General features: G+C 71.4%; 26 protein-coding genes, 2 pseudogenes and 1 riboswitch. Of the genes and pseudogenes, 11 read left to right on the forward strand and 17 right to left on the reverse strand.

The features are described 5' to 3' along the window. Positions 1 to 4: 4 nt before the first annotated feature. The 7 genes from ACIRB1_RS38135 to ACIRB1_RS38165 form a co-directional block, all read right to left on the reverse strand. On the reverse strand, positions 5 to 787 hold the full coding sequence (locus tag ACIRB1_RS38135) for an SGNH/GDSL hydrolase family protein (protein ID WP_403468751.1): 783 nt from the start codon (positions 785 to 787) through the stop codon (positions 5 to 7). Positions 788 to 1,025: 238 nt separating this feature from the next. Continuing rightward, positions 1,026 to 2,039, reverse strand: coding sequence for a hemolysin family protein (locus ACIRB1_RS38140; RefSeq protein WP_352179462.1), 1,014 nt, complete (start codon positions 2,037 to 2,039; stop codon positions 1,026 to 1,028). Next, positions 2,036 to 3,496: a hemolysin family protein gene (locus tag ACIRB1_RS38145; protein ID WP_403468752.1), complete on the reverse strand. Its 1,461-nt coding sequence runs from the start codon at positions 3,494 to 3,496 to the stop codon at positions 2,036 to 2,038. Before ACIRB1_RS38145 ends, ACIRB1_RS38140 begins: the two co-directional genes overlap by 4 nt. A 156-nt stretch (positions 3,497 to 3,652) precedes the next feature. After that, entirely contained in the window at positions 3,653 to 4,078 is a 426-nt protein-coding gene (locus ACIRB1_RS38150) for a GNAT family N-acetyltransferase (protein ID WP_352179460.1), read from the reverse strand. Beyond that, entirely contained in the window at positions 4,071 to 4,982 is a 912-nt protein-coding gene (locus ACIRB1_RS38155) for an LLM class F420-dependent oxidoreductase (protein ID WP_403468753.1), read from the reverse strand. The genes ACIRB1_RS38150 and ACIRB1_RS38155 overlap by 8 nt, the downstream gene beginning before the upstream one ends. A 92-nt stretch (positions 4,983 to 5,074) precedes the next feature. Next, a complete protein-coding gene (locus ACIRB1_RS38160) occupies positions 5,075 to 7,645 on the reverse strand; it encodes an ABC transporter permease (RefSeq protein ID WP_403468754.1) in 2,571 nt (856 codons plus the stop codon). 4 nt (positions 7,646 to 7,649) lie between these two features. Continuing rightward, positions 7,650 to 8,552, reverse strand: coding sequence for an ABC transporter ATP-binding protein (locus tag ACIRB1_RS38165; protein WP_403468755.1), 903 nt, complete (start codon positions 8,550 to 8,552; stop codon positions 7,650 to 7,652). Between the two features lie 209 nt (positions 8,553 to 8,761). Here ACIRB1_RS38165 and ACIRB1_RS38170 point away from each other — a divergent pair, with 209 nt between their 5' ends. Both ACIRB1_RS38170 and ACIRB1_RS38175 read left to right on the forward strand, forming a co-directional pair. Continuing rightward, positions 8,762 to 9,001, forward strand: coding sequence for a toxin-antitoxin system HicB family antitoxin (locus ACIRB1_RS38170; protein ID WP_352179457.1), 240 nt, complete (start codon positions 8,762 to 8,764; stop codon positions 8,999 to 9,001). A 4-nt stretch (positions 9,002 to 9,005) separates the two neighbouring features. Beyond that, a complete protein-coding gene (locus ACIRB1_RS38175; protein ID WP_266766695.1) occupies positions 9,006 to 9,380 on the forward strand; it encodes a fic family toxin-antitoxin system, toxin component in 375 nt (124 codons plus the stop codon). Here the strand turns inward: ACIRB1_RS38175 and ACIRB1_RS38180 are convergent, their stop codons facing one another. After that, on the reverse strand, positions 9,381 to 10,067 hold the full coding sequence (locus ACIRB1_RS38180) for a class I SAM-dependent methyltransferase (protein WP_352179456.1): 687 nt from the start codon (positions 10,065 to 10,067) through the stop codon (positions 9,381 to 9,383). It lies immediately after the preceding gene. A gap of 135 nt (positions 10,068 to 10,202) precedes the next feature. After that, positions 10,203 to 10,889 carry a triacylglycerol lipase gene (locus tag ACIRB1_RS38185; protein ID WP_352179455.1) on the reverse strand — a complete coding sequence of 229 codons (687 nt, stop codon included), beginning with the start codon at positions 10,887 to 10,889 and terminating at the stop codon, positions 10,203 to 10,205. Positions 10,890 to 11,004: 115 nt separating this feature from the next. Between ACIRB1_RS38185 and ACIRB1_RS38190 the strand changes: the two are divergent. Together ACIRB1_RS38190 and ACIRB1_RS38195 are read left to right on the forward strand one after the other, a co-directional pair. Beyond that, a pseudogene (locus tag ACIRB1_RS38190) lies at positions 11,005 to 11,872 on the forward strand (LuxR family transcriptional regulator); the annotation flags it as partial. A gap of 926 nt (positions 11,873 to 12,798) precedes the next feature. Continuing rightward, positions 12,799 to 14,118 (forward strand): annotated as a pseudogene (locus ACIRB1_RS38195) (LuxR C-terminal-related transcriptional regulator); the annotation flags it as partial. On the opposite strand, the gene bioD reads toward ACIRB1_RS38195, so the two are convergent. Genes bioD through bioB form a run of 3 tightly spaced genes read right to left on the reverse strand, consistent with a single transcriptional unit; the run spans position 14,115 to position 17,446 of the window. Continuing rightward, positions 14,115 to 14,891, reverse strand: a complete 777-nt coding sequence (gene bioD, locus ACIRB1_RS38200; protein WP_403468756.1) for a dethiobiotin synthase — start codon at positions 14,889 to 14,891, stop codon at positions 14,115 to 14,117. The pseudogene ACIRB1_RS38195 and the gene bioD sit on opposite strands and share 4 nt — an antisense overlap. Position 14,892: 1 nt before the next feature. Beyond that, complete coding sequence (locus ACIRB1_RS38205) at positions 14,893 to 16,185, reverse strand: adenosylmethionine--8-amino-7-oxononanoate transaminase (RefSeq protein WP_403468757.1); 1,293 nt, start codon at positions 16,183 to 16,185, stop codon at positions 14,893 to 14,895. Beyond that, positions 16,178 to 17,446: a biotin synthase BioB gene (bioB, locus tag ACIRB1_RS38210; RefSeq protein WP_403468758.1), complete on the reverse strand. Its 1,269-nt coding sequence runs from the start codon at positions 17,444 to 17,446 to the stop codon at positions 16,178 to 16,180. The genes ACIRB1_RS38205 and bioB overlap by 8 nt, the downstream gene beginning before the upstream one ends. 147 nt (positions 17,447 to 17,593) lie before the next feature. Between bioB and ACIRB1_RS38215 the strand changes: the two genes are divergently transcribed. Further along, positions 17,594 to 18,721, forward strand: a complete 1,128-nt coding sequence (locus ACIRB1_RS38215; RefSeq protein WP_403468759.1) for an 8-amino-7-oxononanoate synthase — start codon at positions 17,594 to 17,596, stop codon at positions 18,719 to 18,721. 41 nt (positions 18,722 to 18,762) lie between these two features. Here the strand turns inward: ACIRB1_RS38215 and ACIRB1_RS38220 are convergent, their stop codons facing one another. Beyond that, complete coding sequence (locus ACIRB1_RS38220) at positions 18,763 to 18,987, reverse strand: DUF397 domain-containing protein (protein ID WP_328832882.1); 225 nt, start codon at positions 18,985 to 18,987, stop codon at positions 18,763 to 18,765. Positions 18,988 to 18,996: 9 nt separating this feature from the next. After that, entirely contained in the window at positions 18,997 to 19,866 is an 870-nt protein-coding gene (locus tag ACIRB1_RS38225) for a helix-turn-helix domain-containing protein (protein WP_403468760.1), read from the reverse strand. A 216-nt stretch (positions 19,867 to 20,082) separates the two neighbouring features. Between ACIRB1_RS38225 and ACIRB1_RS38230 the strand changes: the two genes are divergently transcribed. Further along, complete coding sequence (locus ACIRB1_RS38230; RefSeq protein ID WP_403468761.1) at positions 20,083 to 20,541, forward strand: ATP-binding protein; 459 nt, start codon at positions 20,083 to 20,085, stop codon at positions 20,539 to 20,541. A gap of 84 nt (positions 20,542 to 20,625) precedes the next feature. Here ACIRB1_RS38230 and ACIRB1_RS38235 read toward each other — a convergent pair whose 3' ends face one another. The 3 genes from ACIRB1_RS38235 to ACIRB1_RS38245 form a co-directional block, all read right to left on the reverse strand. Beyond that, positions 20,626 to 21,099, reverse strand: coding sequence for a C40 family peptidase (locus ACIRB1_RS38235; RefSeq protein ID WP_033278230.1), 474 nt, complete (start codon positions 21,097 to 21,099; stop codon positions 20,626 to 20,628). A 3-nt stretch (positions 21,100 to 21,102) separates the two neighbouring features. Continuing rightward, positions 21,103 to 21,282: riboswitch (cyclic di-AMP (ydaO/yuaA leader) on the reverse strand. Between the two features lie 339 nt (positions 21,283 to 21,621). Further along, positions 21,622 to 21,930 carry a hypothetical protein gene (locus ACIRB1_RS38240; RefSeq protein WP_403468762.1) on the reverse strand — a complete coding sequence of 103 codons (309 nt, stop codon included), beginning with the start codon at positions 21,928 to 21,930 and terminating at the stop codon, positions 21,622 to 21,624. 7 nt (positions 21,931 to 21,937) lie between these two features. Beyond that, the gene (locus ACIRB1_RS38245) at positions 21,938 to 22,573 is read right to left on the reverse strand and encodes an ATP-dependent Clp protease proteolytic subunit (RefSeq protein ID WP_403468763.1); all 636 of its coding nucleotides are present in this window, start codon (positions 22,571 to 22,573) and stop codon (positions 21,938 to 21,940) included. Between the two features lie 82 nt (positions 22,574 to 22,655). On the opposite strand from ACIRB1_RS38245, the gene ACIRB1_RS38250 reads away from it, so the two are divergent. The 5 genes from ACIRB1_RS38250 to ACIRB1_RS38270 all read left to right on the forward strand — a co-directional run bounded on the left by ACIRB1_RS38250 (position 22,656) and on the right by ACIRB1_RS38270 (position 26,149). Then, positions 22,656 to 22,934, forward strand: a complete 279-nt coding sequence (locus tag ACIRB1_RS38250; RefSeq protein WP_352179445.1) for a type II toxin-antitoxin system Phd/YefM family antitoxin — start codon at positions 22,656 to 22,658, stop codon at positions 22,932 to 22,934. A 203-nt stretch (positions 22,935 to 23,137) separates the two neighbouring features. Continuing rightward, positions 23,138 to 23,440 carry an urease subunit gamma gene (locus ACIRB1_RS38255; RefSeq protein WP_266766681.1) on the forward strand — a complete coding sequence of 101 codons (303 nt, stop codon included), beginning with the start codon at positions 23,138 to 23,140 and terminating at the stop codon, positions 23,438 to 23,440. 9 nt (positions 23,441 to 23,449) lie between these two features. Next, positions 23,450 to 23,761, forward strand: coding sequence for an urease subunit beta (locus ACIRB1_RS38260; protein WP_403468764.1), 312 nt, complete (start codon positions 23,450 to 23,452; stop codon positions 23,759 to 23,761). Beyond that, on the forward strand, positions 23,754 to 25,475 hold the full coding sequence (locus ACIRB1_RS38265) for an urease subunit alpha (RefSeq protein ID WP_403468765.1): 1,722 nt from the start codon (positions 23,754 to 23,756) through the stop codon (positions 25,473 to 25,475). Before ACIRB1_RS38260 ends, ACIRB1_RS38265 begins: the two co-directional genes overlap by 8 nt. After that, the gene (locus tag ACIRB1_RS38270) at positions 25,475 to 26,149 is read left to right on the forward strand and encodes an urease accessory UreF family protein (protein ID WP_352179442.1); all 675 of its coding nucleotides are present in this window, start codon (positions 25,475 to 25,477) and stop codon (positions 26,147 to 26,149) included. Before ACIRB1_RS38265 ends, ACIRB1_RS38270 begins: the two co-directional genes overlap by 1 nt. Positions 26,150 to 26,285: the final 136 nt, after the last annotated feature.

Raw genomic sequence — 26,285 nt, forward strand, 5'->3', positions numbered from 1 at the left:
GGAGTTACGCCGTGGGGCCCTGGTACGGGAGAAGGTCCGGGTGTTTGGGGGAGAGGCCGTCGCCCGAGGAGCGGCCCGTGAGGCGGCGGCCGATCCAGGGGAGGAGGTACTGGCGGGTGAAGCGGGCGTCGGCCACGCGGCGGGCGGTCCAGTTCGGGGGCGGGGTCGGCGGCATCGGGGTGCGCCAGTCCAGGTCCTCCGGGTCGTAGCCGAGGGTCTGCCAGACCGCCTCGGCGACCCTGCGGTGGCCCTCGGCCGTGAGGTGCAGGCGGTCGACGTCCCACATGCGCTGGTCGGCGAGCGAAGGAGCGCCGTACAGGTCCACGACCAGGGCGCCGTGCCGGTCCGCGAGGGTGTCGACGCAGGCGAAGAGCTCCTCCATGCGGGGCCGGAAGCGCTGCTGGACCGGGCCCTCGCGGCCGGGGCTGCGCATCAGCACCAGCTGCTTGCAGGCCGGGGTCAGGCGTTCGACGGCCTCCTCCAGCAGGCCGCGCACCCGGCCCATGTCGACCTTGGGACGCAGGGTGTCGTTCAGGCCACCCACCAGCGTGATCACGTCGGGCTGCATGGCGGCGGCGAGGCCGACCTGCTCATCGACGATCTGCGCGATCAGCTTGCCGCGTACGGCGAGGTTGGCGTACCGGAAGCCGGGCGTCCGCGCGGCCATCCGGCCGGCGAGGAGGTCGGCCCAGCCCCGGTAGGTACCGTCCGGGAGCAGGTCCGACATGCCCTCGGTGAAGGAGTCGCCTATCGCGACCAGGCTGGTGTACGTGGGATTCGTCTGCATGGCGACGAAGATGATATCCCGCGTCCATACCCGCCGGTCGGTGGGCCTCTGCCGCGGGCATCACCGGGTTCTGGTGGTGCCCGCGACGGTACGGGCCGCGTCGGTACGGGCCGCGTCAGTACAGGTTGCCTTGGCCGGGATCTACGCCCGCACCCGCCTATGCCCGCCTCAGCCTCCCTCGGCCGCCGACGCCAACCCGCCCCAGCCCACGGCTACGCCGACTGACGCGTACGCCGACCTACGCCCGCTGCCCGAACAGCTCGCGCAACACGTCCTCCATGGTCACCAGCCCCGTCAGCCGCCCCTCCTCATCAAGCACCGCCGCCAAATGCGTGCGGCTGCTCCGCATCGCGGTGAGGACGTCGTCCATCGGTGTCGTCTCCGTCACGTTCGCGATGGGGCGCATGTCCTCCACCCTGAACGGCTCGTCGCGCGGGGACGCGTCCAGCGCGTCCTTGACGTGGAGGTAGCCGATGATGCGGCGCTCGGCGTCCACCACCGGGAAGCGGGAGAAGCCGGATTCGGCGGAGAGGACCTCCAGCTCCGCCGGGGTGATGCCCGCGACCACGTAGTCGACGCGTTCCAAGGGGAGGACGACGTCCCGGACTGGGCGCCTTCCCAGTTCCAGCGCGTCGTTCAGGCGCTCCAGGGCCCGTTCGTCGATGAGGCCCGCCTCGCCGGAGTCCCGGACGATGCGGGCGAGCTCGGCGTCGGAGAAGGAGGCCGTGACCTCGTCCTTGACCTCGACCCTGAGCAGTTTGAGCAGGGTGTTGGCAAACGCGTTGATCGTGAAGATCACCGGGCGCAGCGCCCGGGACAACGTCACCAGCGGCGGTCCGAGGAGCAGCGCGCTGCGGACCGGCTCGGCCAGGGCGATGTTCTTCGGCACCATCTCGCCGAGCAGCATGTGCAGATAGGTCGCCGCGGACAGGGCGATCACGAACGACACCGCGTGTCCCGCGCCCTCGGGCACGCCGACGGCGTGGAACACCGGCTCCAGCAGATGCGCGATCGCGGGTTCCGCGACGATGCCGAGCACCAGGGTGCACAGCGTGATGCCGAGCTGGGCCGCCGCCATCAGCGCCGACACGTGCTGGAGCCCCCAGAGCACGCTCTTGGCCCGCCGGTCGCCCTGTTCGGCGTGCGGCTCGATCTGGCTGCGGCGTACCGAGATCAACGCGAACTCGGCGGCCACGAAGAAGGCGTTGACGACCAGCGTCGCCAACCCGATCAGCAGTTGTACGGCGGTCACAGCTCCCCCTTCGCGGAGTCGGAACCAGAGCCCGAACGAGAATCAGAGCCCGAACCCGAGTCGGAACCCGAACCCGACCTCAAGTCGGAGCCCGAACCCGAACCCGAACCCGAACCAGAACCAGAGTCGGCATCAGTGCCGGAACCGGCATTGCCCGGCGGCACGTGCAGCAGCAGTCGGGCCGCCCTGCGCCCCGACGCGTCCACCACGTCGATCCGCCATCCGGCGACCTCGACCGCGTCCCCGACCTCCGGAATCCGCCCCAGCTCGTTGGCGACAAGCCCGGCCAGCGTCTCGTACGGTCCGTCCGGTGCCCGCAGGCCCACGCGCGCCAGCTGGTCCATCCGGGCGGCGCCGTCCGCCGAGTACAGGGCGCGGCCCTCGTCGTCCGTCCCGGCCGGGGCCAGGTCGGGCGTCTCGTGCGGGTCGTGCTCGTCCCGCACCTCGCCGACGACCTCCTCGACGATGTCCTCCAGGGTCGCGACCCCGGCCGTACCGCCGTACTCGTCGATGACGACGGCCATCGTGCGCTTGCCGGACAGCCGGTCCAGGAGGCGGTCCACGGTCAGGGACTCGGGGACGAGGAGGGGTTCGCGCATGACTTCGGCGAGGGGGACGCGGGCTCGCCGGTCGGCCGGCACCGCGAGGACGTCCTTGATGTGCACGGTGCCGACGACCTCGTCGAGGCTGCCGCGGAAGACCGGGAACCGGGACAGCCCGGTCGCCCGGGTCGCGTTGGCCACGTCCTCGCAGGTCGCCTGGGCGTCGAGGGCGACGACCTGGACGCGGGGGGTCATCACGTTCTCCGCGGTGAGGTCGGCGAGGTTGAGGGTCCGGACGAACAGCTCGGCCGTGTCCGGCTCCAGGGCGCCCGCCTTGGCGGAGTGCCGGGCCAGCGCGGCCAGCTCCTGCGGTCCGCGCGCGGAGGCCAGCTCCTCGGCGGGCTCCAGCCCGAAGGCGCGCACCACGTGGTTGGCCGTGTTGTTCAGATGGCTGATGAACGGGCGGAACGCGGCACTGAACCACCGCTGCGCGTTCCCCACCCGCTTCGCCACGGTCAGCGGCGAGGAGATCGCCCAGTTCTTCGGCACGAGCTCGCCGACGACCATCAGGAACACCGTCGACAGCGCGGTGCCCAGCACCAGCGCGACGGACTTCGACGCGGAGTGCGAGATGCCCAGGGACTCCAGTGGGCCCGCGATCAGCGCGGCGATCGACGGCTCGGAGAGCATGCCGACGACCAGATTGGTGACGGTGATGCCGAGCTGCGCCCCGGACAGCTGGAACGTCAGATTCCGTACGGCCTTCAGGGCGCCCGAGGCACCCCGCTCGCCGCGCTCGACCGCGCGCTCCAGCTCGCTGCGCTCGACGGTGGTCAGCGAGAACTCGGCCGCGACGAAGGCACCACAGGCGAGCGACAGCAGGATCGCCACCAGCAGCAGAAGCACTTCGGTCATCGGTTCACCTCTGTCCCATGATCGGGCAGGGCAAGGAGGTTCGCGCGATGTCGCGCGCCGGGACTGGGGGGCTCGCCCATGGGCGGACGCTCACACCTTTCGAGAAGAAGTAGAAGTTCGGAGTGGTCCGCCAATAGTAAAGGATGGGCAAAGCGTTCAGGTGGTGAGGTGCTTCACCCAGCGCCGCCACTGTTCCTCGGGGGCGTACCCCGCCGCGCGCCACGCATGCTGGCCGGTCTCGTTGCGTTCCAGCACCATCGCGTCCCCGCGTCGCCCGCCCAGCGCCACGAAGCGTTCCTCGGCCGCGGTGAGCAGCGCCGAGCCGATGCCCTGCCTGCGCTGCTCCGGGTGCACGGCCAGTCGGTACAGGTGGCAGCGCCAGCCGTCGAAACCGGCGATCACCGAGCCGACGAGTCGTCCGTCCCGCTCCGCGAGGAGCAGCGCGTCCGGGTCCCTGGCGATGAGCCGGGCCACCCCGTCGCGGTCGTCGCTGATGCTCGTGCCCTCGGCGGCCTCGGCCCAGAACGCCAGCACGGCGTCGACGTCGGAGAGGGCGGCACCGCGGATATGAAGATCACTCATGGGACGAGCCAAGCAGAGGGTGGCCGAGCGGGGCGAGCGGGTTTCGGCGCAGTTCCGCCATGATCGGCGCGAACGCCTCCATGTGCGGCTCCAGCACGCTGAGATAGGAGAACCCGTACCGGTCGCGCAGCGCGCGCAGCTTCGCGGTGACCTGGCCCAGGGTGCCGACCAGCATGACGGGCAGGTCGAGGACCCGCTCCACGGTCAGGTCGGGCCGGCGTTCCAGCAGCGGCCGGAGCGCGCTCGCCGGGTCGTCGGTCACCGCCACCATCTGGAGCAGCAGGTTGAGTTCGGCCGGTTCCGCACGGGCGGCCGCGAACTCCCGGTAGCGGGCGACCCGTTGGCCGAACCCGGCGGCGTCGACCGGCGCCAGCCTGCCCGTCGTGCTCCCGGGCTCCAGGCTCGCGCCCGTGAACGCCGCGATGTCCGCGTGCTCGGCTGTGAGGCGCAGCACGCGGTCGCCGTTGCCGCCGAGGAGCAGCGGGACGCGGCGGTTCTCGGCATCCAGGATGCGTCCCAACTCCTCGACCGTGCGCCGGAGATGGTCGACGCGCTGTCCCGGCGAGCCGAAGGGCAGCCCTGCCGTGTCGTGCTCCGCCTGGATGTAGCCGGTGCCCAGCCCGAGTTCGAGACGGCCGCCCGTCAGATCGTCGGTGGTCATCACCTCGCGGGCGAGCAAAGTCGGGTTCCAGAAGCCCGCGTTGAGCACGAACGTGCCCACCCGTGGCCGCTCGGTCGCCTCCGCCGCCGCGACCAGCGCGGGGAACGGCGCGACCATGCCCAGATGGTCGGGGACCAGGAGGACGTCGTAGCCGAGTTCCTCGGCCCGTCGGCACTTCGCCCGCCATTCGCCGGCCGGTGCGGAGGTGAGCAGATTGACTCCGAAGCGGAAGGGGCGCGGCATGAACTCTCCTCACGGGTACGGGACGTGACGGTCCAAGAGGTCCGTCGTGCCCGGAAGCGGCCTACGACGTGCCTCCCCCGCCGCGCACCCCGTCACTCGTGCGCGATGGCCGCCAGCACATTCATCCGAGACGCCCGCAACGCCGGCAGCAGGGCCGCCACGATGCCCACCACCGCCGAGCCGATCACCACCGCGACGATCGTGGTCCACGGCACCGCGAGCGCCTTCATGCCCTGGAGAGCCAGGACTTGCTGCGCGCAGACGCCCCACACCAGGCCGAGCCCGAGGCCGAGTACGGCGCCGAACACCGCGATCACCACCGACTCCAGCCGGATCATGCGCCGGAGTTGGCGCCTGCCGAGTCCGATCGCGCGGAGCAGGCCGATCTCGCGGGTGCGCTCGACGACCGACAGGGCAAGGGTGTTGACCACCCCGAGCACCGCGATGACGATGGCCAGCCCGAGCAGCGCGTACACCAGGTACAGGAGCACGGCGATCTGGTCGTGGACCAGCTTCTTGTAGTCGGCCTGGTCGCGGACCTGGACCTGGGGATACGGCTTCAGCGTCGTCTCCAGGGACGTGCGGAGCCGGTCGGCGCCGGTGCCGGACGCGGCGTTCACGTACAGCGAGGAGTCCTGGCCGTTCGGGATGTACTTCTCGACCGTGGCGATCCCGAAGAACAGCCCGCCCTGCGTGCCGAAACCGCCCGAGGAACCCTGGTCGCTCAGGGCACCCACCGTCAGCTTCGTCGTCCGCCCGCCCGGGAACTCGACGGGGAGCACGCTGCCGATCCGTACGCCGTGCTTCTTCGCGAAGTCGACCTCCATGGCGAGGTGTCCGGCGGCGAGTGCCGAACTCGTGCTGCCCTGCGCGTACTTGATGTGGGCGACGTCGTCGAGCGGGGTGTCGTAGCCGGCCGCCGTGGTCTCCACCCGCCTGCCGTCCGGCAGGTGGACCGCGAGGGGCGCGAAGCGGGCCCGTACGACGAGACCGACGCCCTCGGTGGCGCGCACATGGTCCGTGACCTCCTTGGAGAACGGCAGGAAGTTGCCGTTCTGGACCACGAAGTCGGCGCCGAGGGTCTTGTCGATCTGCTGGTCGAAGGACTTGGACATGGAGGCGCTGGCCACCGACATCCCGCCGACCAGGGCGAGCCCGACCATCAGGGCCGCCGCGGTGGCACCCGTCCGGCGCGGATTGCGCAGGGCGTTGCGCTGGCTCATCCGGCCGACCGAGCCGAACACGGCGGGGAAAGCGCCGCCCAGCACCCGGATCATCGGGCGGACCAGCAGCGGGCCCGCGATCACGGTCGCGATCAGGGTCAGGACGATGCCGAGACCCAGGAAGGAGGAGGACGAGGCCGTACTCGTCGCGGCGGCGCAGCCCGCGAGCGCGGCCGCACCGATCACCCCGACCACCGAACCCACGATGGCCCGCACCCTCAACGGCCGCCCCACGCCCGCCACTTCGGCGTCCGCGAGCGCCGCCATCGGCGAGACACCGGCCGCGCGCCGGGCCGGGAGATACGCGGCGACGAAGGTGACACCGACGCCGACCACGTACGCCGCCACGGGAGTTGGCCAACCGACCACCATCTCCGTGGTCTTGAGGTTCATCCCGAAGGCGGTCATCAGTTTGATCAGCCCGGCCGCGAGCCCGATTCCCGCGGCGAGACCCAGGGTCGAACCGATCAGGCCGAGCAGCAGCGCCTCCGTGAGCACCGACCGCCGCACCTGCCTGCGGTCGGCGCCGAGGGCGCGCAACAGGCCCAGTTCGCGGGTGCGTTGGGCGATCAGCATCGAGAACGTGTTGACGATCAGGAAGATCCCGACGAGGACGGCGATCCCGGCGAAGCCCAGCATCACGTACTTGATGACGTCGAGGAAACCGCCCAGATCGGCGGCGGCCGACTTCGCCTGCTCACTCGCCGTCTTGATGTCGTACGTACCGGACGGGTCGATCGCGGCCGACAGCCGCTGCTTGAGTACGGCGTCGTCGACCCCCTTCGCCGCGTCCACCGAGATGCTCGTGGCCCGGTCGGACGCGCCCAGGAGCTGGGACTTGGCGGTGGCCGGGTCGAGGAAGACCAGGGCGGCACCGGGGTTGGTGGTGGTGAAGGTGGCGATGCCGACGATCTTGACGCGGAAGGTGCCCGGCTGCGCCTGGACCGCCAGGGTGTCGCCGATCCTCACGTGCTTGTTGTCGGCGGTGTCCGCGTCGAGGAGTGCCTCGTCCGCACCCCGCGGTGCGTGGCCCGAGGTCAGTTTCACGGCGCTGCGGTCGGTGAGGTACCAGTCGGTGGCGATGGTGGGGGCGCCGGTGGTCGGGCCGACGGACTTGTTCCGGCTGTCGACGACCACGATGTTCTCGACGGACACGTCGGCGTGGGCCGCCGCGGCCCCGGGCACCTTCGCCGCCTGCGCGGCGAGCGAGGCGGGCACGGTCTCGGTCGCGCCGGTGGGCACCGAGGACTTGAGGTCCTGCTTCGGCTCGACGGTCACATCGGCGGAGGTGGAGGCGAAGAGCCGGTCGAAGGTGCGGGTCACCGTGTCGGAGAAGATCAGGCTGCCGGCCACGAACGCCACCGACAGCACGACCGCGAGCGCCGAGAGCAGCAGCCGTCCCTTGTGCGCGAGGAAACTCCGCAGGGTCGCCTTCAGCACGGGCTCAGTCCTTGTCGAGGGTCACGTCGGACGCGCCCTCCGAGGGACCGCTTCCGGGGCCGACACCGGGTCCAGGACCGGCATCGGGTTCGGGACCGGCATCAGGATCGGGATCGGGCTCGTCGAACTGGCCTCTCGCCAGGTCGAACCGCTTCATCCGCTCCAGCACCCCCTCCGCCGTGGGCCGCTCCATCTCGTCCACGATCCGCCCGTCGCCGAGGAAGAGCACCAGGTCGGAGTGGGCGGCGGCGCCCGGGTCGTGGGTGACCATGACCACGGTCTGGCCGAGCTCGTCCACCGCGTCGCGCAGGAAGCCGAGCACTTCGAGGCCCGCCCGGGAGTCGAGGTTGCCGGTCGGCTCGTCGGCGAAGATCAGCTCGGGGCGGGAGGCGAGCGCCCGCGCGCAGGCCACGCGCTGCTGCTGACCGCCGGACAGCTGGGCCGGCCGGTGCTTGAGCCGGTCCCGCAGCCCGAGGGTGTCGATGACCTGGTCCACCCACATCTGGTCCGGCTTCTTGCCCGCGATGTCCATCGGCAGCGTGATGTTCTCCGCCGCGTTCAGGGTCGGTATGAGGTTGAACGACTGGAACATGAACCCGATCCGGTCCCGGCGCAGCCGGGTCAGCTCGCGGTCCTTCAGCCCGGTGATCTCCGTGTCGCCGAGCCACACCTGCCCGGCCGAGACCGTGTCGAGCCCCGCCAGGCAGTGCATCAGCGTGGACTTCCCGGACCCCGACGGGCCCATGACCGCGGTGAAACGGCCGCGCGCGATCTCCACGTCCACCGAGTCCAGGGCGAGCACGGTCGTCTCGCCCGAGCCGTACGCCTTGGTCAGACCGTGGGCGCGGGCCGCGTTCGGGCCGGCCGAGGCCTGACCCGGGGCGTGCTCCGCAGCAGGTGTGGACAAGGCCGCCTCCTCGTGTGTGGACGTGCCCGACTCCCTGGTCCCGGACGAGCCTAGTGTGATGCGCCGCACAGCCGATATCCCCCGTGCGGCCGAGGCGGTCTCCACCCCAGGTCGGGCCCCGGACACCGGTGTAAGGGGCACTCTCCACCCGCCGTCCCTCGGGGGCCGAACCCTTGCCGGTGCTAGCGATTCGGCGCTAGCGTCTAGGTATGGCGAAGACCCAGCTGAACGTACGCGTGGACGAGGGCACCGCCCGCGCGGCGCGTGAACGTGCCCTGGCGCGCGGCATGAGCGTCAACCGGTACATAGAGGAACTGGTCCGACAGGACACCGGCGAGGTCGGCCACACGTTCGTCGAGGCCGCGGCCGACTTCATGAAGCAGTACGAGTCCGTCTTCGCCGACGAGTCCGGCGCCGACGGGGAGCGTCCCCGCGAAGGTCGCCGCTGATCCGTTGAGCAACCTCAGGATCGACCTCGCCTGGCTGCTGATGCTCGCCGAACAGAAGACACCGGGTGACCCCGAGGTCACCGACTGGGGCGCGCTCGTCGCCGCCGTGGCGCGCCACCAGGCCGAGATATTCGACGTCCCCGTCTACGACAGCCCGCACGCACGTGCCGCCGCCCTCCTCCAACTCCTCATCCATGTACCGGCGTTGGAGCGCTCCAACGCCCTCTTCGCCTCCGCCGTCGCGTACGCCTACCTCGTCGCGAGCGGCCTGAAGGTCGTCACCTCGCCCGAACAGGTCCGCGAACTGGCCCGGTTGGTCAAGAGCGGCGAGGCGTCGGTCGACGAGATCGCGCGGGAACTGCGCCAGTGGAGCCTGTGATCAGTCGGCCGCCACGGGGCGCCACGCGGTGCCGAGGACGCAGTACGAGCTCGGCAGCGTCGGCCCCTTCTCCGGGATCAACACCCTTCGGTACGGCCCGAGTTCGAACCCCGCGTCACGCAGCGCGGCGACCGGGTCGCGGGCCAGATGGCAGCCGCCGTTCAGCGGCGGCCACAGCGTGCGGTCCAGGGCGCGCTGGGTGAACGCCATCGCCGGTCCGCCGCCCCGGCCGTGCTCGAAGAACCGCACGACTCCACCGGGGCGCAGCACCCGCCGTACCTCCGCGAGGGCGCGCGGCACGTCGCCCACGCTGCACAGCACCAGCGACAGCACCACCGCGTCGTAGGCCTCGCTCTTGACGGGAAGCTTCTCCGCCGCGCCCGGCACCACGTCGACGGGCACCTCCGAGCGGAGCGCGGCCTCCACGGCGAGCCGGCGCAGATTCCGTTCGGGCTCGATCGCGACGACCTCCGAGACGGTGCCCGGATAGTGCGCGAAGTTCAGGCCGTTCCCGGCCCCGATCTCGATCACCCGCCCGGAGAGCCCGGCGAGCAGTCGGTCCCGCATCGCGGCCAGGCCGAGCCGCGACTCGGCGCTCACGCTGAAACGGGCGTAGTAACGGGCGAACAGCGGGTGGTGGACGGCGTCGCGCGGCACCGTGCCGGAGCCTGCGGACCGTAGCGGCATGGCGACCTCCCGGACCGGACCGGGCCGAAACCGGTCCCTACCGGGATTGTCCCCCCTGTCGCCCTTGACCACCCCCGCTGCCGCCGGGGGAAGGGGCGGGGCCGGGATCAGGAGATCCGGGCCCCGGCCTCCGGATCAGGAGATGAAGTTCCGGACCTGCTCGTAGACGCCGTGGTCGTTGTTCATGTCGGTGTGCGAGATGCACCCGACGTCCACGTTGGTCGCGCCGCTCAGCTCGGCCGAGGTGTCCGGGTCGATCGCCGCGTCGCAGTCCGACCAGTAGGCCGCGTACGACACGCTGCCGGGCGTCTCGTCACCGGAGTTGAGCGCCGTGAGGAACGAACTCCCCGTCTGCATCTCCTTGCAGGACGTGTACAGCCAGCCGCAGAGCGAGGCGATGCTCGTCCCGTGGTTCACCCCGGCGACCGACACGAAGTCGTCGACGTACGAGGTCCCGCCCAGGTTCTTGAGGTAGTAGCGGCTGTTGAGCGCACCCATCGAGTGGACCACCAGGTCAACCTTCGAGGCGCCGGTCTTCGAGAGGACGGACTGGATGTAGGTCGACAGCGTCGACGCGGTGGTGACGTTCGACTTCGTCCAGTCGTAGGAGATCGCGTACAGCTCGGAGGACGAGTAGCCGTCAGCCTCGAAGTCCGCGATCCAGTCGTTCCAGGTGGTGGAGTCGCTGCTCAGGCCGTGCACGAACACGATCGGGTTGTGGCTCGCCGCGTGAGCGGGCGTCGAGGCCAGGGGGAGTGACAGAAGGAGCGAGGTGGTCACGGCCGACAGGGCCGTGGCGATGCGACGCTTGTGGCGCTGCATGATGCCTCCTGATACGGGTGGGGTTGTCAGGAGTGTCAGTGCCGTTCTACGCGCGCCGCATCGGTTGAATCGCCGGTCTTTACGGTTGAATTAACTCGCCAGTAACGTCAGTTGTGTGCTGACTCCGGTGAACCCCACTTCCCCAGACCGCACTTCGCCACCGCGCCGCACCGAAACAGGGCGGCCCCTCGACCCCGCGCTCCCCGAAGGGGTCCATGTCCGGGTACTGCGCGCTGTCTACGGCGATCCGCGCGCCGTCGCCGAACTCCTCCCGCGGCTGACCCCACGTCAGGCCGCGGGCCTCGACCCCCTGCCGACCGAACCGGCTTCCCTGGCACCGGAGTTGCTGGCCCGGTGCCGCCGGGAGATCCGGGCGCTGCCCGACGACACGCGTCTGCTTCTCCTGCTCGCGGCGGCGGACCAGTACCCGGTAGCCACCCACGCGTTCCTCCGTGCCGCCGCCGCTGGGCGGCTCGACACCAGGTGCCTGGATGCCGCCGAGACGGCCGGGATCGCTCAAGGGACGGCCGGCGGTGTGGTGTTCCGCGACGCGTGGACGCGGATCGCCGCGTACGAGACCGGGTCGGCGGCGGACCGGCGGGACGTACACCGGTTGCTGGCACGGGTGTTGCGGGCGGAGGGCGAGACACCGCGGCGATCCTGGCACCGGGGCGCGGGCGCGCTCGGCCCCAGCGTGAGGCTCACCGCGGAACTCCGCACGGCCGCGCACCGGGCCCGCGACGCCGGCGAACACACCCTCGCCCGCGCCCTCGTCGAACGCGCCGCCACGCTCACCCGAGACCCCCACGAACGCTCCCGCCTCCTCAACCGCGCCGCCGCCGACGCCTGGCAGTCCGGCGACGGCGACCGAGCCCGAAGACTCGCGGCCACGACGGACAGCGACGCGCTGTCCGGGGTGTTCGCGCTGCGGGCGGGGAACGCGGCGGAGGCGTTCGATGCCCTGGTGACTGCGGTGATGCGGCGGGGATCGGGGGAGGAGACTGGGGCGGCGTCTGGGCGGGGATCGGCCGGGTCGGTTTCCGTGGCCGAGGCGACCGAATCTGCGTCCGGGCCGGGGTCGAGCGGGTCGGGGTCCGGGCCGGGGACGACTGGGTCGGCGTCTGGGCCGGGATCGGCTGGGTCGGTTTCCGTGCCTGAAGCGACACGAGCAGCGTCGGGGCAGGGATCGGTCGGGTCGGTCTCCCTGGCCGAAACGACCCGATCTGCTTCCGCGCCGGGGTCGAGCGAGTCGGCGTCTGGACCGGGATCGGTCGGGTCGGTTTCCGTGGCCGAGACGAGCGGATCAGCGTCCGGGCCAGGGTCGGGCGGGTCTACGTCCGGGCCGGGAAGGACCGGGTCAGCGTCCGGGCCAGGGTCGAGCGGGTCGACGTCCGGGCCGGGAATGACCGGGCCAGCATCCGGCTCGGGGTCGGCAGGATCAGGTTCCGTGCCCGAAGCGACGCGAGCAGCGTCCGTGCTGGGATCGGCCGAGTCGGTTTCAGTGGCCGAGACGACCGGGTCAGCGTTAGTGCCGGGGGCGAGCGGGCCGGGGTCGAGTGGGTCGGCGTCTGCGCTGGGGACGACTGGGCCGCGATCGGCAGGGTCGGTCTCCCTGGCCGAGACGGCCGGATCTGCTTCCGTGCCGGGGTCGAGCGAGTCGGCGTCTGGGCCGGGATCGGCCGGGTCAGCCTCCGTGCGCGAAACGACCCGATCATCCTCCGCGCGCGGAGCGACCGAGCCAGCCTCCGTGCGCGGAGCGACCGGATCAGCTTCTCTGCGCATGGTGCCTGGGTCGGCGGCGGCACACGGGGTGCAGGAGAGACCCCGGGCGACCGAAGCGCCCCGGTCGGCCGAAGCGCCCCGGGAGACCGAGCCACCCCGCCTGACCGCCACCCCCCGAACCCCCGCCCCCGACCTGGCCGTTCATCTCCTCGCTCGGGCCACCGAAGCCGCCGTCTACACCGGGGATCTGAGGCGGTGTCGGGAGGCGGCGGCTGTTGCCGTTCGGGTGGGGGTCGTGCCGCATGGGACGCTCGGGGGGCTGGCCGCCGCGTTCGAGGGGCGGTACGAGGATGCCCGGGATCTGCTCAAGGCCGCCGCCGGGCGGTGCGGGCCCGGGGGCGATCCCACCCTTCTCATCCATGCCGGGATCGCCGCGCTGATGCTCGGTGACCACACCCGCGCCACCACCGCCACCGTGCGCGCGGCGGCCTCGGCACGGGCGCGGGGCACGACCGCGGTCGTGGCGCAGGCGATGGAGTTCCGGGCGTACGCCGAGTTCTGGACCGGGCGTCCACGCGCCGCCGAGACGGCCGCCGCGGACGCCCTGTGGCAGGCCCACGCCACCGGTCAGGACAACGGCGCCTGCCATCTTCAGGCCGCGCTCGCCATGTTCGCCGCGCTCACCGGCGACGCGGACGTGTGCCGCGAACGTGCCGCCGCCGCCCGCGCGTTCGCCCTGGGACGGGGGCTCGGGCTGCCCGCCGCCCTCGCCCAGTGGGCACTTGCCTATCTCGACCTGAGCAGCGGCCGGTTCGCCGCCGCCGCGGCCCGGCTGCGCGCGCTCGCCGGGTTCGGGCCGGGCCACGGCCACCGCGCGATACGGCACTTGGCCACCCCGCACTACGTCGAGGCCGCCGCCCGCAGCGGCGACACCCGGATCGCCCGGGTCGCGCACGCCGACTACGACCGCTGGGCGCGTGCTGTCCGCAGCCCCGACGACCTCGCCCTGAGCGCCCGTTGCCGCGCCCTGCTCACACCCGGCGCCGAAGCGGTCGAGCACTACCGCATCGCCCTCGACCTGCACGCACGCGGCACCCGTGACTTCGAACGGGCCCGCACCGAGCTGCTGTTGGGCGGTGCGCTGCGCCGACTGCGCCGGCGTACCGAGGCCCGCGACCGCCTGCACACCTCGCTGGAGGCGTTCGAGTCCTTCGGTGCCCCGCACTGCGCCGCCCAGGCCCGCGCCGAACTCCGCGCCCTGGGCACACCGGTGGCCCCGACCGCCCTGCTCGCACCCGGAGACCTCGCTCCGACCACCCGCCTGACCGCCCAGCAGCTGATGGTCGCCCGCATGGCGGCCGAGGGCGCCACCAACCGCGAGATCGCCGTCCGCCTCGCCCTCAGCCCGCGCACGATCGACCACCATCTGCGCGGTGTCTTCAGCCGGTTGGGCATCCGCTCGCGTATCGAACTGGTCCGGCTGTTGGCCGAAGGGGAGGCTTCCTAGACGGCCCCGGAAGGGGGGACTTCCTGGACGGCCCCGGTCGAGCGGGAGTCCCAGGAGGGTGGTGCCTCCCGGTCTCCGAAACCGTCCGCGTCCCACGTCCCGTCCAGCCGCGGCGCCAGCCAACTCGGCGCCGCTGCACGGAAGTCGGCCGGTGCCAACGCCCCCGCCCCCTCCGGCAGCGCCCCGAGCAGCGGTGCCCCCGACACCTCCGGCAGGTCCGCCACATTGCAACGGGACGCCAGATCAGGTGTGTTGGGCCAGCTGCCGATCACCACGCCCAGCAGGTCGAGCCCCCGGGTGCGGAGTTCACGGGCCGTCAGTTCCGTCGTGTTCAGGGTGCCCAGGCCCGCCGACGCCACCACCAGGACCGGGGCGTCCAGCAGCCGTGCCGCGTCCGCGAGCGTGCCGCCCTCCGCGTCGAACCGTACGAGCAGCCCGCCCGCGCCCTCGACCAGCACCAAGTCGTGCTCGGTGGCCAGCTTCTGTGCGGCCACGGCGATTTCGTGCGGGCGCACCGGTGCCAGACCGGCCCTGCGTGCCGCCGTGCCGGGAGCCAACGGCTCGGGATACCGGGCGAGTTCGGTCGCCGTCGCCACGCCCGCGAGCCGGGCGACCTCGTCCGCGTCCCCGCGCTCGTCCGGCCGTACACCCGTCTGCGCGGCCTTCAGGACGGCCACCGTGCGGCCGGAGGCGAGCGCCGCCGCCGCGACCGCGGCCGTGGTGATCGTCTTGCCGACCTCCGTGCCCGTGCCCGTGATCACCAGTACCGGCATGTCATCCCTCCCGTGCCGCCGCGCACACCGCGCGGGTGATCCGCGCGAGGTCGGCGTCGTCCGTGACGTACGGCGGCATCGTGTAGACGAGGTCGCGGAACGGCCGTAGCCACACGCCCTCGCGGACGGCCGCGTCCGTCGCGGCCTTCATGTCGACGGCGTGGTCGAGCTGCACCACACCGATGGCGCCGAGGACGCGGACGTCCTGGACGCCGGGGATCTGCCGGGCCTGGGCCAGGCCCTCGCGCAGACCCGACTCGATGCGCTTTACCTCCGCCAACCAGTCCTGGTTCAGCAGGAGTTCGAGGGAGGCGCAGGCCACGGCCGCCGCGAGCGGGTTGCCCATGAAGGTCGGGCCGTGGGCCAGGACCGGTACCTCGCCCCGCGAGATGCCCTGGGCCACGCGTGACGTGCACAGCGTCGCCGCCATCGTCATGTAGCCGCCGGTCAGCGCCTTGCCCACGCACATCACGTCCGGCGTCACCGCCGCGTGCTCGGCCGCGAACAGCGCGCCCGTGCGGCCGAAGCCCGTCGCGATCTCGTCGAACACCAGCAGCACGTCATGCGCGTCGCACGCCTCGCGCAGCACCCGCAGATACGCGGGGGAGTGGAACCGCATCCCGCCCGCGCCCTGCACCACCGGCTCCACGATCACGGCGGCCAGTTCGTGCGCGTGCCGCCCGATCAGCTCGCGCACATGCTCGGCGTACGACTCCTCGTACTCCGTCGGCGGCGCGTCCGCGAACACCTGCCGGGGCAGCACCCCCGACCAGAGTTCGTGCATCCCGCCCTCGGGGTCGCACACCGACATCGGCTGCCAGGTGTCGCCGTGGTAGCCGCCGCGCCAGGTCAGCAGCCGCTGCTTGGCCGGTCGGCCGAGCGAGCGCCAGTACTGAAGGCACATCTTCACCGCGATCTCGACCGACACCGAACCCGAGTCGGCGAGGAAGACGTGCTCCAGGCCGTCCGGAGACATGTCGACAAGGAGCTTCGCCAGGCGTACGGCGGGCTCGTGGGTGAGCCCGCCGAACATCACATGGCTCATCCGGCCGAGCTGCTCGCGCGCGGCCTCGTTGAGCACGGGGTGGTTGTAGCCGTGGATCGCCGACCACCAGGACGACATCCCGTCGACCAACTCGCCCCCGCCGCCCGCCAGTCGGAGCCGCACCCCGCTCGCCGACTCCACGACGAGCGGTTCCTGCCGGCCCGGCATCGGACCGTAGGGATGCCAGACGTGCCGCCGGTCCAGCTCCAGCAGCTCCGGGACGGGCAGACGGCCGATCGGGTCAGGCATTGGGCGCGATGTCCGTTCCGGCACCTCGACGGCGTACGGAGACCAGATCGCGGCGGACCTCGTCGACCTGCGGCGCGGAGGCGGACGTTGAAGCGGCGGCGGGAGCGGAACCGCAGACTCCGGCGCCCTCGTGCCCGCCGCAGCCGGCGCCTTCGTGTCCGCCGCAGCCGGCGCCTTCGTGTCCGCCGCAGCCGGCGCCTTCGTGCGATCCGCAGCCCGCGCCCTCGTGGGACCCGCAGCCGCCCGCCGTCACAGTCGCCCGGTGCTGCGGCAGCGTCACCTCGCCCGCGCCCTCCACCTCGAAGCCCGCGTCCGCGATCATCTCCAGGTCGGCGTGGCCGGCCTGGCCCTCGCTGGTGAGGTAGTCGCCGAGGAAGATCGAGTTGGCGAGGTTCAGGGCGAGGGGCTGCATCGTGCGGAGGTGGACCTCGCGGCCGCCCGCGATGCGGACCTCGACGTCCGGGCAGACGAAGCGGACCATCGCGAGGATGCGCAGACAGCGCTGCGGGGTCAGGTGCCAGTCGGCCTCGAGCGGGGTGCCCTCCATCGGGATCAGGAAGTTCACCGGCACCGAGTCGGGGTCCAGGTCGCGGAGGGAGAAGACGACGTCGACCAGGTCCTCGTCCGTCTCACCCATGCCGGCGATCAGGCCGGAGCAGGCGGACAGGCCCGCCGCGTGCGCCTTCTGCACGGTGTCGACGCGGTCGGCGTAGGTGTGGGTGGTGGTGATGTCCCCGTACGTCGACTCGGACGTGTTGAGGTTGTGGTTGTAGGCGTCCGCGCCGGCCTCGCGCAGCCGGTCGGCCTGGCCGTCGGAGAGCAGTCCGAGGCAGGCGCACACCTCGACGCCCTCGTTCTGGTCCTTGATCGCCTTGATGGTGCCCGCGACCCGGTCCACGTCCCGGTCCGTCGGGCCCCGGCCGGAGGCCACCAGGCAGACCCGCTTGGCGCCACCCGCCACACCGGCCGCCGCCGCCTTCGAGGCATCGTCGGGTTTCAGCCATGTGTACTTCAGGATGTCGGCCTTCGAGCCGAGCCGCTGCGAGCAGTACGAGCAGTCCTCGGGGCACAGGCCGGACTTGAGGTTGACGAGGTAGTTGAGCTTCACCCGTCGGCCGAACCAGTGCCGGCGCACCTTTCCGGCCGCGGCCACGACATCCAGCAGGTCGTCGTCCGAGGTGGAGAGGACGGCGAGAGCTTCCGCGCGGGTCGGCAGCTCGCGCCGAAGCCCCTTGTCCACGAGCGTGTTCAGCAGGTCCATGAGGCCCGATCCTGTCCTACGGGACCGCCCGCGGCCAAGGAGAGAATGCACAAGACACGGAGCTGGGGGTGTGGGTATCACCACACCATGGGCGGCCGGTCGTCCGATTAGTGTCTGTGCACTGCCTACAAAAGCCCCGGAGGAACCATGGCGTTCGGCTGGATCGACGAGCAGGCGGAGCGGCGCCGCCGCGCCGGGCTCGTACGGACCCTGCGGCCCCGTCCCGCCGACTCACCGCTCCTGGACCTCGCGAGCAACGACTACCTGGGCCTGGCCCACCATCCCGAGGTTGTCGAGGGGGCCGCCGACGCGGCGCGGACCTGGGGCGGCGGGTCGACCGGGTCGCGGCTCGTCACCGGAACGACCGAGCTGCACACCCGACTGGAGCGCGAACTGGCCGAGTTCAGCGGCTTCGAGGCCGCCCTCGTCTTCTCCTCCGGCTACGCGGCCAACCTCGCCGCGGTCACCACGCTCGCGCCGCACGGCTCGCTGATCGTCTCCGACGCGGGCAACCACGCCTCCCTGATCGACGGCTGCCGGCTGGCGCGGGGTGCCACCCAGGTCGTGGGCCACGCCGATCCGGACGGGGTGCGCAAGGCGCTGCGGACGCACGAGGGGCCGGCCGTCGTCGTGTCCGACTCGGTGTTCTCCGTGGACGGGGACGCGGCGCCGGTGGGCGCGCTCGCCGAGGCGTGCCGGGAGTTCGGGGCGGGGCTGCTGCTCGACGACGCGCACGGGCTCGGGGTGCTGGGCGACGGCGGGCGCGGGGCGCCGTACGCGGCGGGGCTCGCGGGCGACGAGGACGTGGTCGTGACGGTCACGCTGTCCAAGTCGCTGGGGAGCCAGGGCGGTGCCGTGCTCGGTCCGGCGCGGGTCATCGACCATCTGGTCAACGCGGCGCGGACGTTCATCTTCGACACGGGGCTCGCGCCGGCGGCGGCGGGTGCGGCGCTCGCGGCGCTGACCCTGCTGCGGCGCGAGCCCGAGCGGGCTGCCCGGGCGCGCGCCGTGGCGGGTGATCTGCACACACGGCTGACCGCGGCGGGTCTGGAAGCGGTACGTCCGGACGCCGCCGTGGTCTCGGTGCGTGCGCCGTCCCCGGAGGCGGCCGTGCAGTGGGCGGCCGACTGCCGTACGGCAGGGCTGGCCGTGGGCTGCTTCCGTCCTCCTTCCGTGCCCGACGGCATCTCACGGCTCAGGCTGACCGCCCGAGCGGACCTCTCCGGGGCCGAGATCGAACGCGCTGCACGTGTGATCGGCGAGACGCGACCATGAGTCGGCGTGACACGGCCGTGCGTCGCTGACGGGCGGACAGATCAGTGGAACGCGGTGAGGAATCCCGTCCAGCTCTCGGGGGAGAAGAGCAGGGCGGGTCCTTGCGGGTCCTTCGAGTCGCGTACGGCGAGCAGCCCCGCGCGGGGGCCTGAGCGCGGACGAGCCGCCTCGACGCAGTTGTTCGCTCCCGTGCTGTAGCTGCTGCGCAGCCACCGCACACCGGACAGTTCAGAACTGGAAGGTACGTTCCGAGGCAGTGCAGACATGGTGCCTCCTTACGCGCCGTCACCTATCCCGGCGATGTAATCCGACGAATCCTCGGGCGAAAGGGCGTGGAACTGAAGGGTGCTGAAGGCCTCGCTGTAGGCCTCCAGGTCTTCTTTCCGTTCGAGGTAGAGGCTACTCGTCAAGTGGTCGAGAACAACCACGTCCAGATCAGAAGTGCTCGGAAAGGAGAAAATAACGAAAGGCCCGGTGACGCCGATGTGCGCCCCCGCGGCGAACGGCAGTACCTGGAGCCGGACTTGGGGCAACCGAGCCGCCTCCACCAGCCGGTCCAGCTGACGTGCCATCACGCCGGGACCGCCCACCTCCCGGCGCAGCACCGCCTCGTCGAGGACCACGCTCAGCGCCAGCGGCGGATCCGCGCGCAGCACGTCCTGCCTGGCCATACGCACCTGCACCAGCGCGTCGAGCCGCTCGGGCCCGTCGTTGTCGGGGCCTCCCACGGCGGCCCGGGTCACCGCCCGGGCGTACTCCGGCGTCTGAAGCAGTCCGGGGACCACCGAGGTCTCCAGGGTGCGGAGCGTGCTGGCCTGTGACTCCAGACTGATGAAGTCCCGGTAGGCGGGCGGCAGTACACCGCGATAGGCGTGCCACCAGTGGTGCCGGCCGCCGATGTCGTCGGAGCCCGCCAGGATGAGGAGCATGTCCCGAAGTTGGGGGTCACCTACCTGATAGGCGTCCAGAAGTAACCGGACGTCAGGTGGTTTCACGCCACTCGCCCCGGTCTCGATGCGGCTCACCTTCGACTGATGCCAGCCGACGAGCCGGGCCGCCTCTCCGCTGGTGAGCCCCGCCTCCGCACGCAACGCGCGCAGTTCGGCGCCCAGTTTCCGGCGGCGCACCGCGGGACCGTACTGCATGGGTTTCTCCTTACTCCTTCCGAGCCGCCCAAATACGGTCTGAGGTCGCAGAGTTCACCGCTTCGAGCGACAGATATATGCATATCTTGGTGGATCGGCACCGTTACCGCCGAGCTAATGGCAGTCTGGCGAAGAAGCACCAGTCCGGGACCGTACTCGAACCATCCGCGCGCGCCGTGACGGACACCGGTCCCGCGGGAAAGGGACGACCGCGCCATGGCAGACCATCTGGAAGCATCCGTCACTCTGCCGAGCGATCCGGCCTCGGTGTCCGCCGCCCGTACCTATGTCGTCGGAACCCTGGCCGAATGGGGACTCCCGGCGGACACGGAGGCCGCCGACACCATCCGTCTCATCGTGTCGGAACTCGCCACCAACGCCGTACAGCACACCTTCGGCCAGTCACCCACCTTCACGGTGGACATCGAACTGGAGCGTGACGAACACCTGCGCATCGGGGTCACCGACAGCCACCCCCGCTTCCCCAAACGCCTGCCGGCCGCCGTCCAGCAGGACAACGGCCGGGGCATGGTGATCATCCGCTGGCTGACCGCGGAGTGCGGCGGCAAGCTCAGGGTCCGGCCCACCCGCGAGGGCGGCAAGACCGTCTCCGTCGAGGTGCCCTGGACCGTACCGGCCCCGCCGGTGACCGCCGCGGGCCGGCAGGAGCCGTAGAACCGCTTCTGGAACGTCTCCGGACACCCGAGGGGGTGGCGGCCCGTCAGGTGGCCGCCACCCCCTCGGGAGACTCAGCGCGGGTCAGCTGACCCGGCCGTACCAGACGCTCTTGGTCCAGATCTTCTGCAACCGCACCACGTCCCCGGTCTTCGGGGCGTGCCAGATCTTTCCCTTCCCGGCGTAGATGCCGACGTGGTAGACGCTGGAGCCCGAGTGGAAGAACACGAGGTCCCCGGCCTTGCGGCTCTTGGCCGAGATGTGGTGGGTCTTGTTGTACTGCTGGGCAGCCGTACGCGGCAGCTTCTTGCCCGCCTTCTTGTACGAGTACAACGTGAGCCCGGAGCAGTCGAAGCGGCCCGGCCCGGTGGCCCCGTACCTGTACGGGGCGCCCTTCTTGGACGCCGCGACCTGAAGTGCCTTCGTCGCGGGTGTCGCGGCCGCGGCGTCGGATGCGACACCCGGTATCACGACGGAGCCGCCCACGGCGGCGATGGCGAAGGCCGAGGCCGTACCGGCCCTGACCATCAGCGACGGGACACGATTGAGCGCAGTCATGCGCAACCCTTCGTCAGCCGCCTGTGAAGGATGACCTGTCGGATTCGGGCTGGCGAAGTTGCCCGGCCGCTGACGCGGCTTCACCCCAAGGGCTGCTCGACCCGGTCATGGCGTGACCGTCCCGGCGACCCGTCGTGCTTGGGTCCTCCACTCCTGCCGATGCAATCCTGTCGACCTGTCATCCGGGCGGCGGCAGGACTCGGCGTCCGCCCGGATCGCCCCGCCGCTGCGGCGGGGTCTTGTCGTCAGACAGGGATCTTCACCTATGGATGTCCGAAAATCCCAATGGAACCGGGTATTTGTGGGGTTACTCACCACTCACCCGTTCGGGTGGACACCCCCGTGTTCGAGCGGGTGTCGAGCGGGGTGCACCCCTCGGACCAGCACCGGAACACCTCAGCGGCCCCTCGGACCACGCGTGTTGCGCAACCCGGGACGCCTCTCGGACGGAGGAGCGACTACGCCGATCGGGGGTACGCCGTTCGGCTCGTTTCGCCTCCGACCGGGACGGCTCCGCGACCCTCAACTGTCCGGGGGCGCGGGGATGGTGACGCGCGCCGTGCGGCGCTCCCCGTCCAGCACGCGCAGCGCACGCGCCAGGGTGGGGGCGTGCAGCTCGGTCTCGCCCCGCTGGTGCATCAGCGCCAGCGCGTCCCGCAGCTCGACGGCCTTCGCCACCAGCGCCTGAGCGGCCCTCAGACCACGGTACGTGTCACCGTCGTGCGCCGGGTTGATACGGCCCAGCAGGTCGGCCACCTCCAGATAACGGTCGATCAACTCGCCCTCGGCGCGCGTCAGTGCGGGCAACGGCGGCAGTTCCGGCGGCAGCATCGTCGGCTCACGCCCCGCCCGGCTCGGTGAGCGAGGTCTTGCGGGTGGCCACGATCCGGTCCACCAGCCCGTATTCCAGGGCCTGTTGGGCATCCAGGATGTGGTCGCGCTCGATGTCCGCGCTCACCTGCTGCACCGTCCGGCCCGTGTGCAGGGCGAGCAGGGACTCGAGTTGGGACCGGGTGCGCGCCAACTCCTCGGCCTGGATGGCGAGATCACTCGCCTGGCCCTGGACCGGATCCGGCAGCGCGGGCTGGCGGATCACCACCCGCGCACCCGGCAGCGCCGACCGCTTGCCCGGCGTGCCCGCCGCCAGCAGCACCGCCGCGGACGAGTCGGCCCGGCCCAGGCAGATCGTCTCCACGTCACAGCTGACGAACCGCAAGGTGTCGTAGATCGCCGACATCGCGGTGAACGATCCGCCGGGCGAGTTGATGTACAGCGAGATGTCCCGGTCGGGTGCCTGGTACTCGAGGTGCATGAACTGGGCCATCACGTCGTTCGCCGCGATGTCGTCGATCGGCGTCCCGAGGAAGACGATCCGCTCCTCCAGCAGCTTCGAGTACGGGTCGAGGGTCCGGTGGCCCGAGCTGGTGCGCTCGGTGAACTCGGGCAGGACATAGCGGGCGGACGGTCGGGTCATGGCATGACCTCTCTCTGACGGGCGCACTCCCTGGCGGGCTCTGTACAAAATGTACAGGACGTATGGAACGTATGATGGGCCCATGGCCTACGAGATTCCGGTGACGCAAGCCAGGGCTGAACTCGCCGACCTGATCAACCGGGTGGTGTACGGCGGTGAGCGCGTCGTCGTGACACGGCACGGGAAGCCGCTCGTCGCCCTCGTCTCCGCCGCCGACCTGGAACGACTCGACGAACTCGACCGGGCCGACGAGGGGCGCGTGATCAGCGCCGTCTCCGCCGTGCGCGAGGCCGCGTCCGCTCCCCGCGAACACCAGCGGTTCGGCATCGCGGCCGAACACCGGGGGCCGAATCCCTCCTAGCGGCAGGTCGTGTGCGGGGGTGTGCCGGACGGCGTGCGCGCGGTCGCTCTACGGGCGTAGATGCGATTGCCCTGATCACAGCTCGGTTAACTTGCTTGAAACCCGGTCCAACTAGCCTGCCGATCCACGCCACCAGGGACGTAGCCCGGGGCTGCGGCAACCGGACCCCGCACGGTCCGGAGCGAGGACTGTGAGGTGGGAGCGTGCAACTGACCCCGCACGAGCAAGAGAGGCTGCTGATCCATGTGGCGGCCGACGTGGCCGAGAAGCGCCGGGCCCGCGGTGTGAAGCTGAACCACCCCGAGGCGGTCGCCCTCATCACGTCGCACATCCTCGAAGGCGCCCGCGACGGCCGCACCGTCGCCGAACTGATGGCCTCCGGGCGCAAGCTGCTCACCAGGGACGACGTCATGGTGGGCATCCCCGAGATGATCCACGACGTACAGGTCGAGGCGACCTTCCCGGACGGCACCAAGCTCGTCACCGTCCACGACCCGATCGTGTAGGAGGCCTCGATGATTCCCGGCGAGATCCTGTTCGCGGACGACCCGATCGTCTACAACGCGGGCCGCGAGGTCACACGGATGACCGTCCTCAACGCCGCCGACCGGCCCGTCCAGGTCGGCTCCCACTACCACTTCGCCGAGGCCAACCCCGGGCTCGAGTTCGACCGCTCCGCCGCACGCGGCAAGCGGCTCAACATCGCCGCCGGTACGGCCGTGCGCTTCGAGCCGGGAATCCCCGTCGACGTCGAACTCGTCCCGCTGGTCGGCGCCCGTGTCGTGCCCGGACTGCGCGGGGAGACCGGAGGTGCCCTCGATGCCTGAGATCTCACGTGCCGCGTACGCGGACCTGTTCGGGCCGACCACCGGTGACCGCATCCGGCTCGCCGACACCGATCTGCTGATCGAGATCGAGGAGGACCGTTCCGGCGGTCCCGGACTCGCCGGTGACGAGGCCGTCTTCGGCGGCGGCAAGGTCATCCGCGAGTCCATGGGCCAGTCTCGCGCCACCCGCGCGGAGGGCACCCCCGACACCGTCATCACCGGTGCCGTGATCGTCGACCACTGGGGCATCGTCAAGGCCGACGTCGGCATCCGTGACGGCCGGATCACCGGCATCGGCAAGGCCGGCAACCCCGACACCATGGACGGCATCCACCCCGACCTGGTGATCGGCCCCGAGACCGAGGTCATCGCCGGCAACGGACGCATCCTCACGGCCGGTGCCGTCGACGCCCACGTCCACTTCATCTGCCCGCAGATCGCCGACGAGGCCCTCTCCGCCGGGATCACCACCCTGGTCGGCGGCGGCACCGGACCCGCCGAGGGCTCCAAGGCGACCACCGTGACGCCGGGCCCCTGGCATCTGGCCCGGATGATGGCGGCGATGGAGCAGTACCCGCTCAACATCGGCTTCCTCGGCAAGGGCAACACCGTCTCGCACGACGCGATGATGTCCCAGATCCGCGGCGGCGCCCTCGGCCTCAAGCTGCACGAGGACTGGGGCTCGACCCCGGCCGTCATCGACGCCTCGCTCACCGTCGCCGACCGCACGGGCGTCCAAGTCGCCATCCACACCGACACGTTGAACGAGGCCGGGTTCGTCGGCGACACCCTCGCCGCGATCGCCGGGCGCGGCATCCACGCCTACCACACCGAGGGTGCGGGCGGCGGACACGCGCCGGACATCATGACCGTGGTCTCCGAGCCGCACGTGCTGCCCAGCTCCACCAACCCGACCCGGCCCTACACCGTCAACACCGCCGAGGAACACCTCGACATGCTGATGGTCTGCCACCACCTCAACCCGGCGGTCCCCGAGGACCTGGCGTTCGCCGAATCCCGCATCCGCCCGTCCACGATCGGCGCGGAAGACATCCTCCACGACCTCGGCGCGATCTCGATCATCTCCTCCGACGCGCAGGCGATGGGGCGCGTGGGCGAGGTGATCCTGCGGACCTGGCAGACGGCGCATGTGATGAAGCGGCGGCGGGGGGCGCTGCCCGGGGACGGGCGCGCGGACAATCACCGGGTACGGCGGTATGTCGCCAAGTACACGATCAACCCCGCCCTCGCGCAGGGCCTCGCCCGTGAGATCGGGTCCGTCGAGACCGGGAAGCTCGCCGACCTCGTGCTGTGGGAGCCGCCGTTCTTCGGCGTCAAGCCGCATCTCGTCATCAAGGGCGGGCAGATCGCGTACGCGCAGATGGGCGACGCCAACGCGTCCATTCCGACGCCTCAACCCATCCTGCCGCGGCCGATGTTCGGGGCGATCGGACGGGCGCCGGCCGCCAACTCCTTCAACTTCGTCGCCCCGCTGGCGATCGAGGACGGGTTGCCCGAGCGGCTCGACCTCGGGAAGAAGTTCGTCGCCATCGAGTCCACGCGGGGGGTCACGAAGGCGGACATGCGGGAGAACGACTCCCGGCCCCGTGTCCAGATCGACCCCGACAGTTTTGCCGTGCACATCGACGGTGAGCTGGTCGAAGCCACTCCTGCGGCTGAACTGCCCATGGCTCAGCGGTACTTCCTCTTCTGATGTCCAGGGCAGCGCTACTCGTTCTGGCCGACGGCCGCTTTCCCGCCGGGGGGCACGCGCACTCCGGCGGGGCGGAGGCCGCCGTCAAGGCCGGGCGGATCACCGGGGCGGCGAGTCTCGCCGACTTCTGCCGGGGGCGGCTGCACACGGCCGGGCTGGTGTCCGCCGCGGTGGCCGCGTCCGCCGTACTCGGGGTGGACCGGAGGGAGTTGGACGGTGCCGTCGACGCGCGGACGCCGTCGCCCGCGCTGCGGGTGGCCTCGCGGAAGCTGGGGCGGCAGTTGATGCGGGCCGCTCGGGCCACCTGGCCGTCCGCCGAACTCGATGCCCTGGCCGGGGAGTTCCCCAAGGGTGCGCACCAGCCTGTGGTGTTGGGGCTGGTGGCTCGGGCGGCCGGGCTGGGGCCGGAGGATGCGGCGTACTGCGCGGCCTACGAGAGTGTGAGTGGGCCTGTGTCGGCGACGGTGCGGTTGCTGAGTCTTGACCCGTTCGACGCTACGGCTGTGCTGGCTCGGTTGGCGCCGGAGTTGGACCTTGTTGCCGATCGGGCGGTGGAGGCGGGGCGGCGGGTCGGTGCGGGGGGCGTCGATGAACTGCCTTGTGCGTCGGCGCCGTTGCTGGAGATCGGGGCGGAGGCGCATGCCGCTTGGGCTGTACGGCTGTTCGCTTCGTGACGGGGGGTGGTGGGGGTGGGTTGCTCGCCGTTGCGGGGGGGGGGGGGGGGGCCCCCCCGCGGCCCCCCCCCCCCCGGCCCGCCGGGGGCCCCCCCCCCCCAGCCGCGCGCGGGCGACCGGGCCCCGGCGGGCGAGA

This window comes from Streptomyces sp. NPDC096013 (assembly GCF_044763565.1).
In the GTDB taxonomy this organism is placed as follows: domain Bacteria; phylum Actinomycetota; class Actinomycetes; order Streptomycetales; family Streptomycetaceae; genus Streptomyces.

Coding starts and splice junctions, on each gene's coding strand:
- ACIRB1_RS38135 (WP_403468751.1), bottom strand. CDS start 787: ATGCAGACGAATCCCACGTACACCAGCCTGGTCGCGATAGGCGACTCC.
- ACIRB1_RS38145 (WP_403468752.1), bottom strand. CDS start 3,496: ATGACCGAAGTGCTTCTGCTGCTGGTGGCGATCCTGCTGTCGCTCGCC.
- ACIRB1_RS38150 (WP_352179460.1), bottom strand. CDS start 4,078: ATGAGTGATCTTCATATCCGCGGTGCCGCCCTCTCCGACGTCGACGCC.
- ACIRB1_RS38155 (WP_403468753.1), bottom strand. CDS start 4,982: ATGCCGCGCCCCTTCCGCTTCGGAGTCAATCTGCTCACCTCCGCACCG.
- ACIRB1_RS38170 (WP_352179457.1), top strand. CDS start 8,762: ATGGCGAAGACCCAGCTGAACGTACGCGTGGACGAGGGCACCGCCCGC.
- ACIRB1_RS38180 (WP_352179456.1), bottom strand. CDS start 10,067: ATGCCGCTACGGTCCGCAGGCTCCGGCACGGTGCCGCGCGACGCCGTC.
- ACIRB1_RS38185 (WP_352179455.1), bottom strand. CDS start 10,889: ATGCAGCGCCACAAGCGTCGCATCGCCACGGCCCTGTCGGCCGTGACC.
- bioD (WP_403468756.1), bottom strand. CDS start 14,891: ATGCCGGTACTGGTGATCACGGGCACGGGCACGGAGGTCGGCAAGACG.
- ACIRB1_RS38205 (WP_403468757.1), bottom strand. CDS start 16,185: ATGCCTGACCCGATCGGCCGTCTGCCCGTCCCGGAGCTGCTGGAGCTG.
- bioB (WP_403468758.1), bottom strand. CDS start 17,446: ATGGACCTGCTGAACACGCTCGTGGACAAGGGGCTTCGGCGCGAGCTG.
- ACIRB1_RS38215 (WP_403468759.1), top strand. CDS start 17,594: ATGGCGTTCGGCTGGATCGACGAGCAGGCGGAGCGGCGCCGCCGCGCC.
- ACIRB1_RS38220 (WP_328832882.1), bottom strand. CDS start 18,987: ATGTCTGCACTGCCTCGGAACGTACCTTCCAGTTCTGAACTGTCCGGT.
- ACIRB1_RS38225 (WP_403468760.1), bottom strand. CDS start 19,866: ATGCAGTACGGTCCCGCGGTGCGCCGCCGGAAACTGGGCGCCGAACTG.
- ACIRB1_RS38230 (WP_403468761.1), top strand. CDS start 20,083: ATGGCAGACCATCTGGAAGCATCCGTCACTCTGCCGAGCGATCCGGCC.
- ACIRB1_RS38235 (WP_033278230.1), bottom strand. CDS start 21,099: ATGACTGCGCTCAATCGTGTCCCGTCGCTGATGGTCAGGGCCGGTACG.
- ACIRB1_RS38240 (WP_403468762.1), bottom strand. CDS start 21,930: ATGCTGCCGCCGGAACTGCCGCCGTTGCCCGCACTGACGCGCGCCGAG.
- ACIRB1_RS38245 (WP_403468763.1), bottom strand. CDS start 22,573: ATGACCCGACCGTCCGCCCGCTATGTCCTGCCCGAGTTCACCGAGCGC.
- ACIRB1_RS38250 (WP_352179445.1), top strand. CDS start 22,656: ATGGCCTACGAGATTCCGGTGACGCAAGCCAGGGCTGAACTCGCCGAC.
- ACIRB1_RS38260 (WP_403468764.1), top strand. CDS start 23,450: ATGATTCCCGGCGAGATCCTGTTCGCGGACGACCCGATCGTCTACAAC.
- ACIRB1_RS38265 (WP_403468765.1), top strand. CDS start 23,754: ATGCCTGAGATCTCACGTGCCGCGTACGCGGACCTGTTCGGGCCGACC.
- ACIRB1_RS38270 (WP_352179442.1), top strand. CDS start 25,475: ATGTCCAGGGCAGCGCTACTCGTTCTGGCCGACGGCCGCTTTCCCGCC.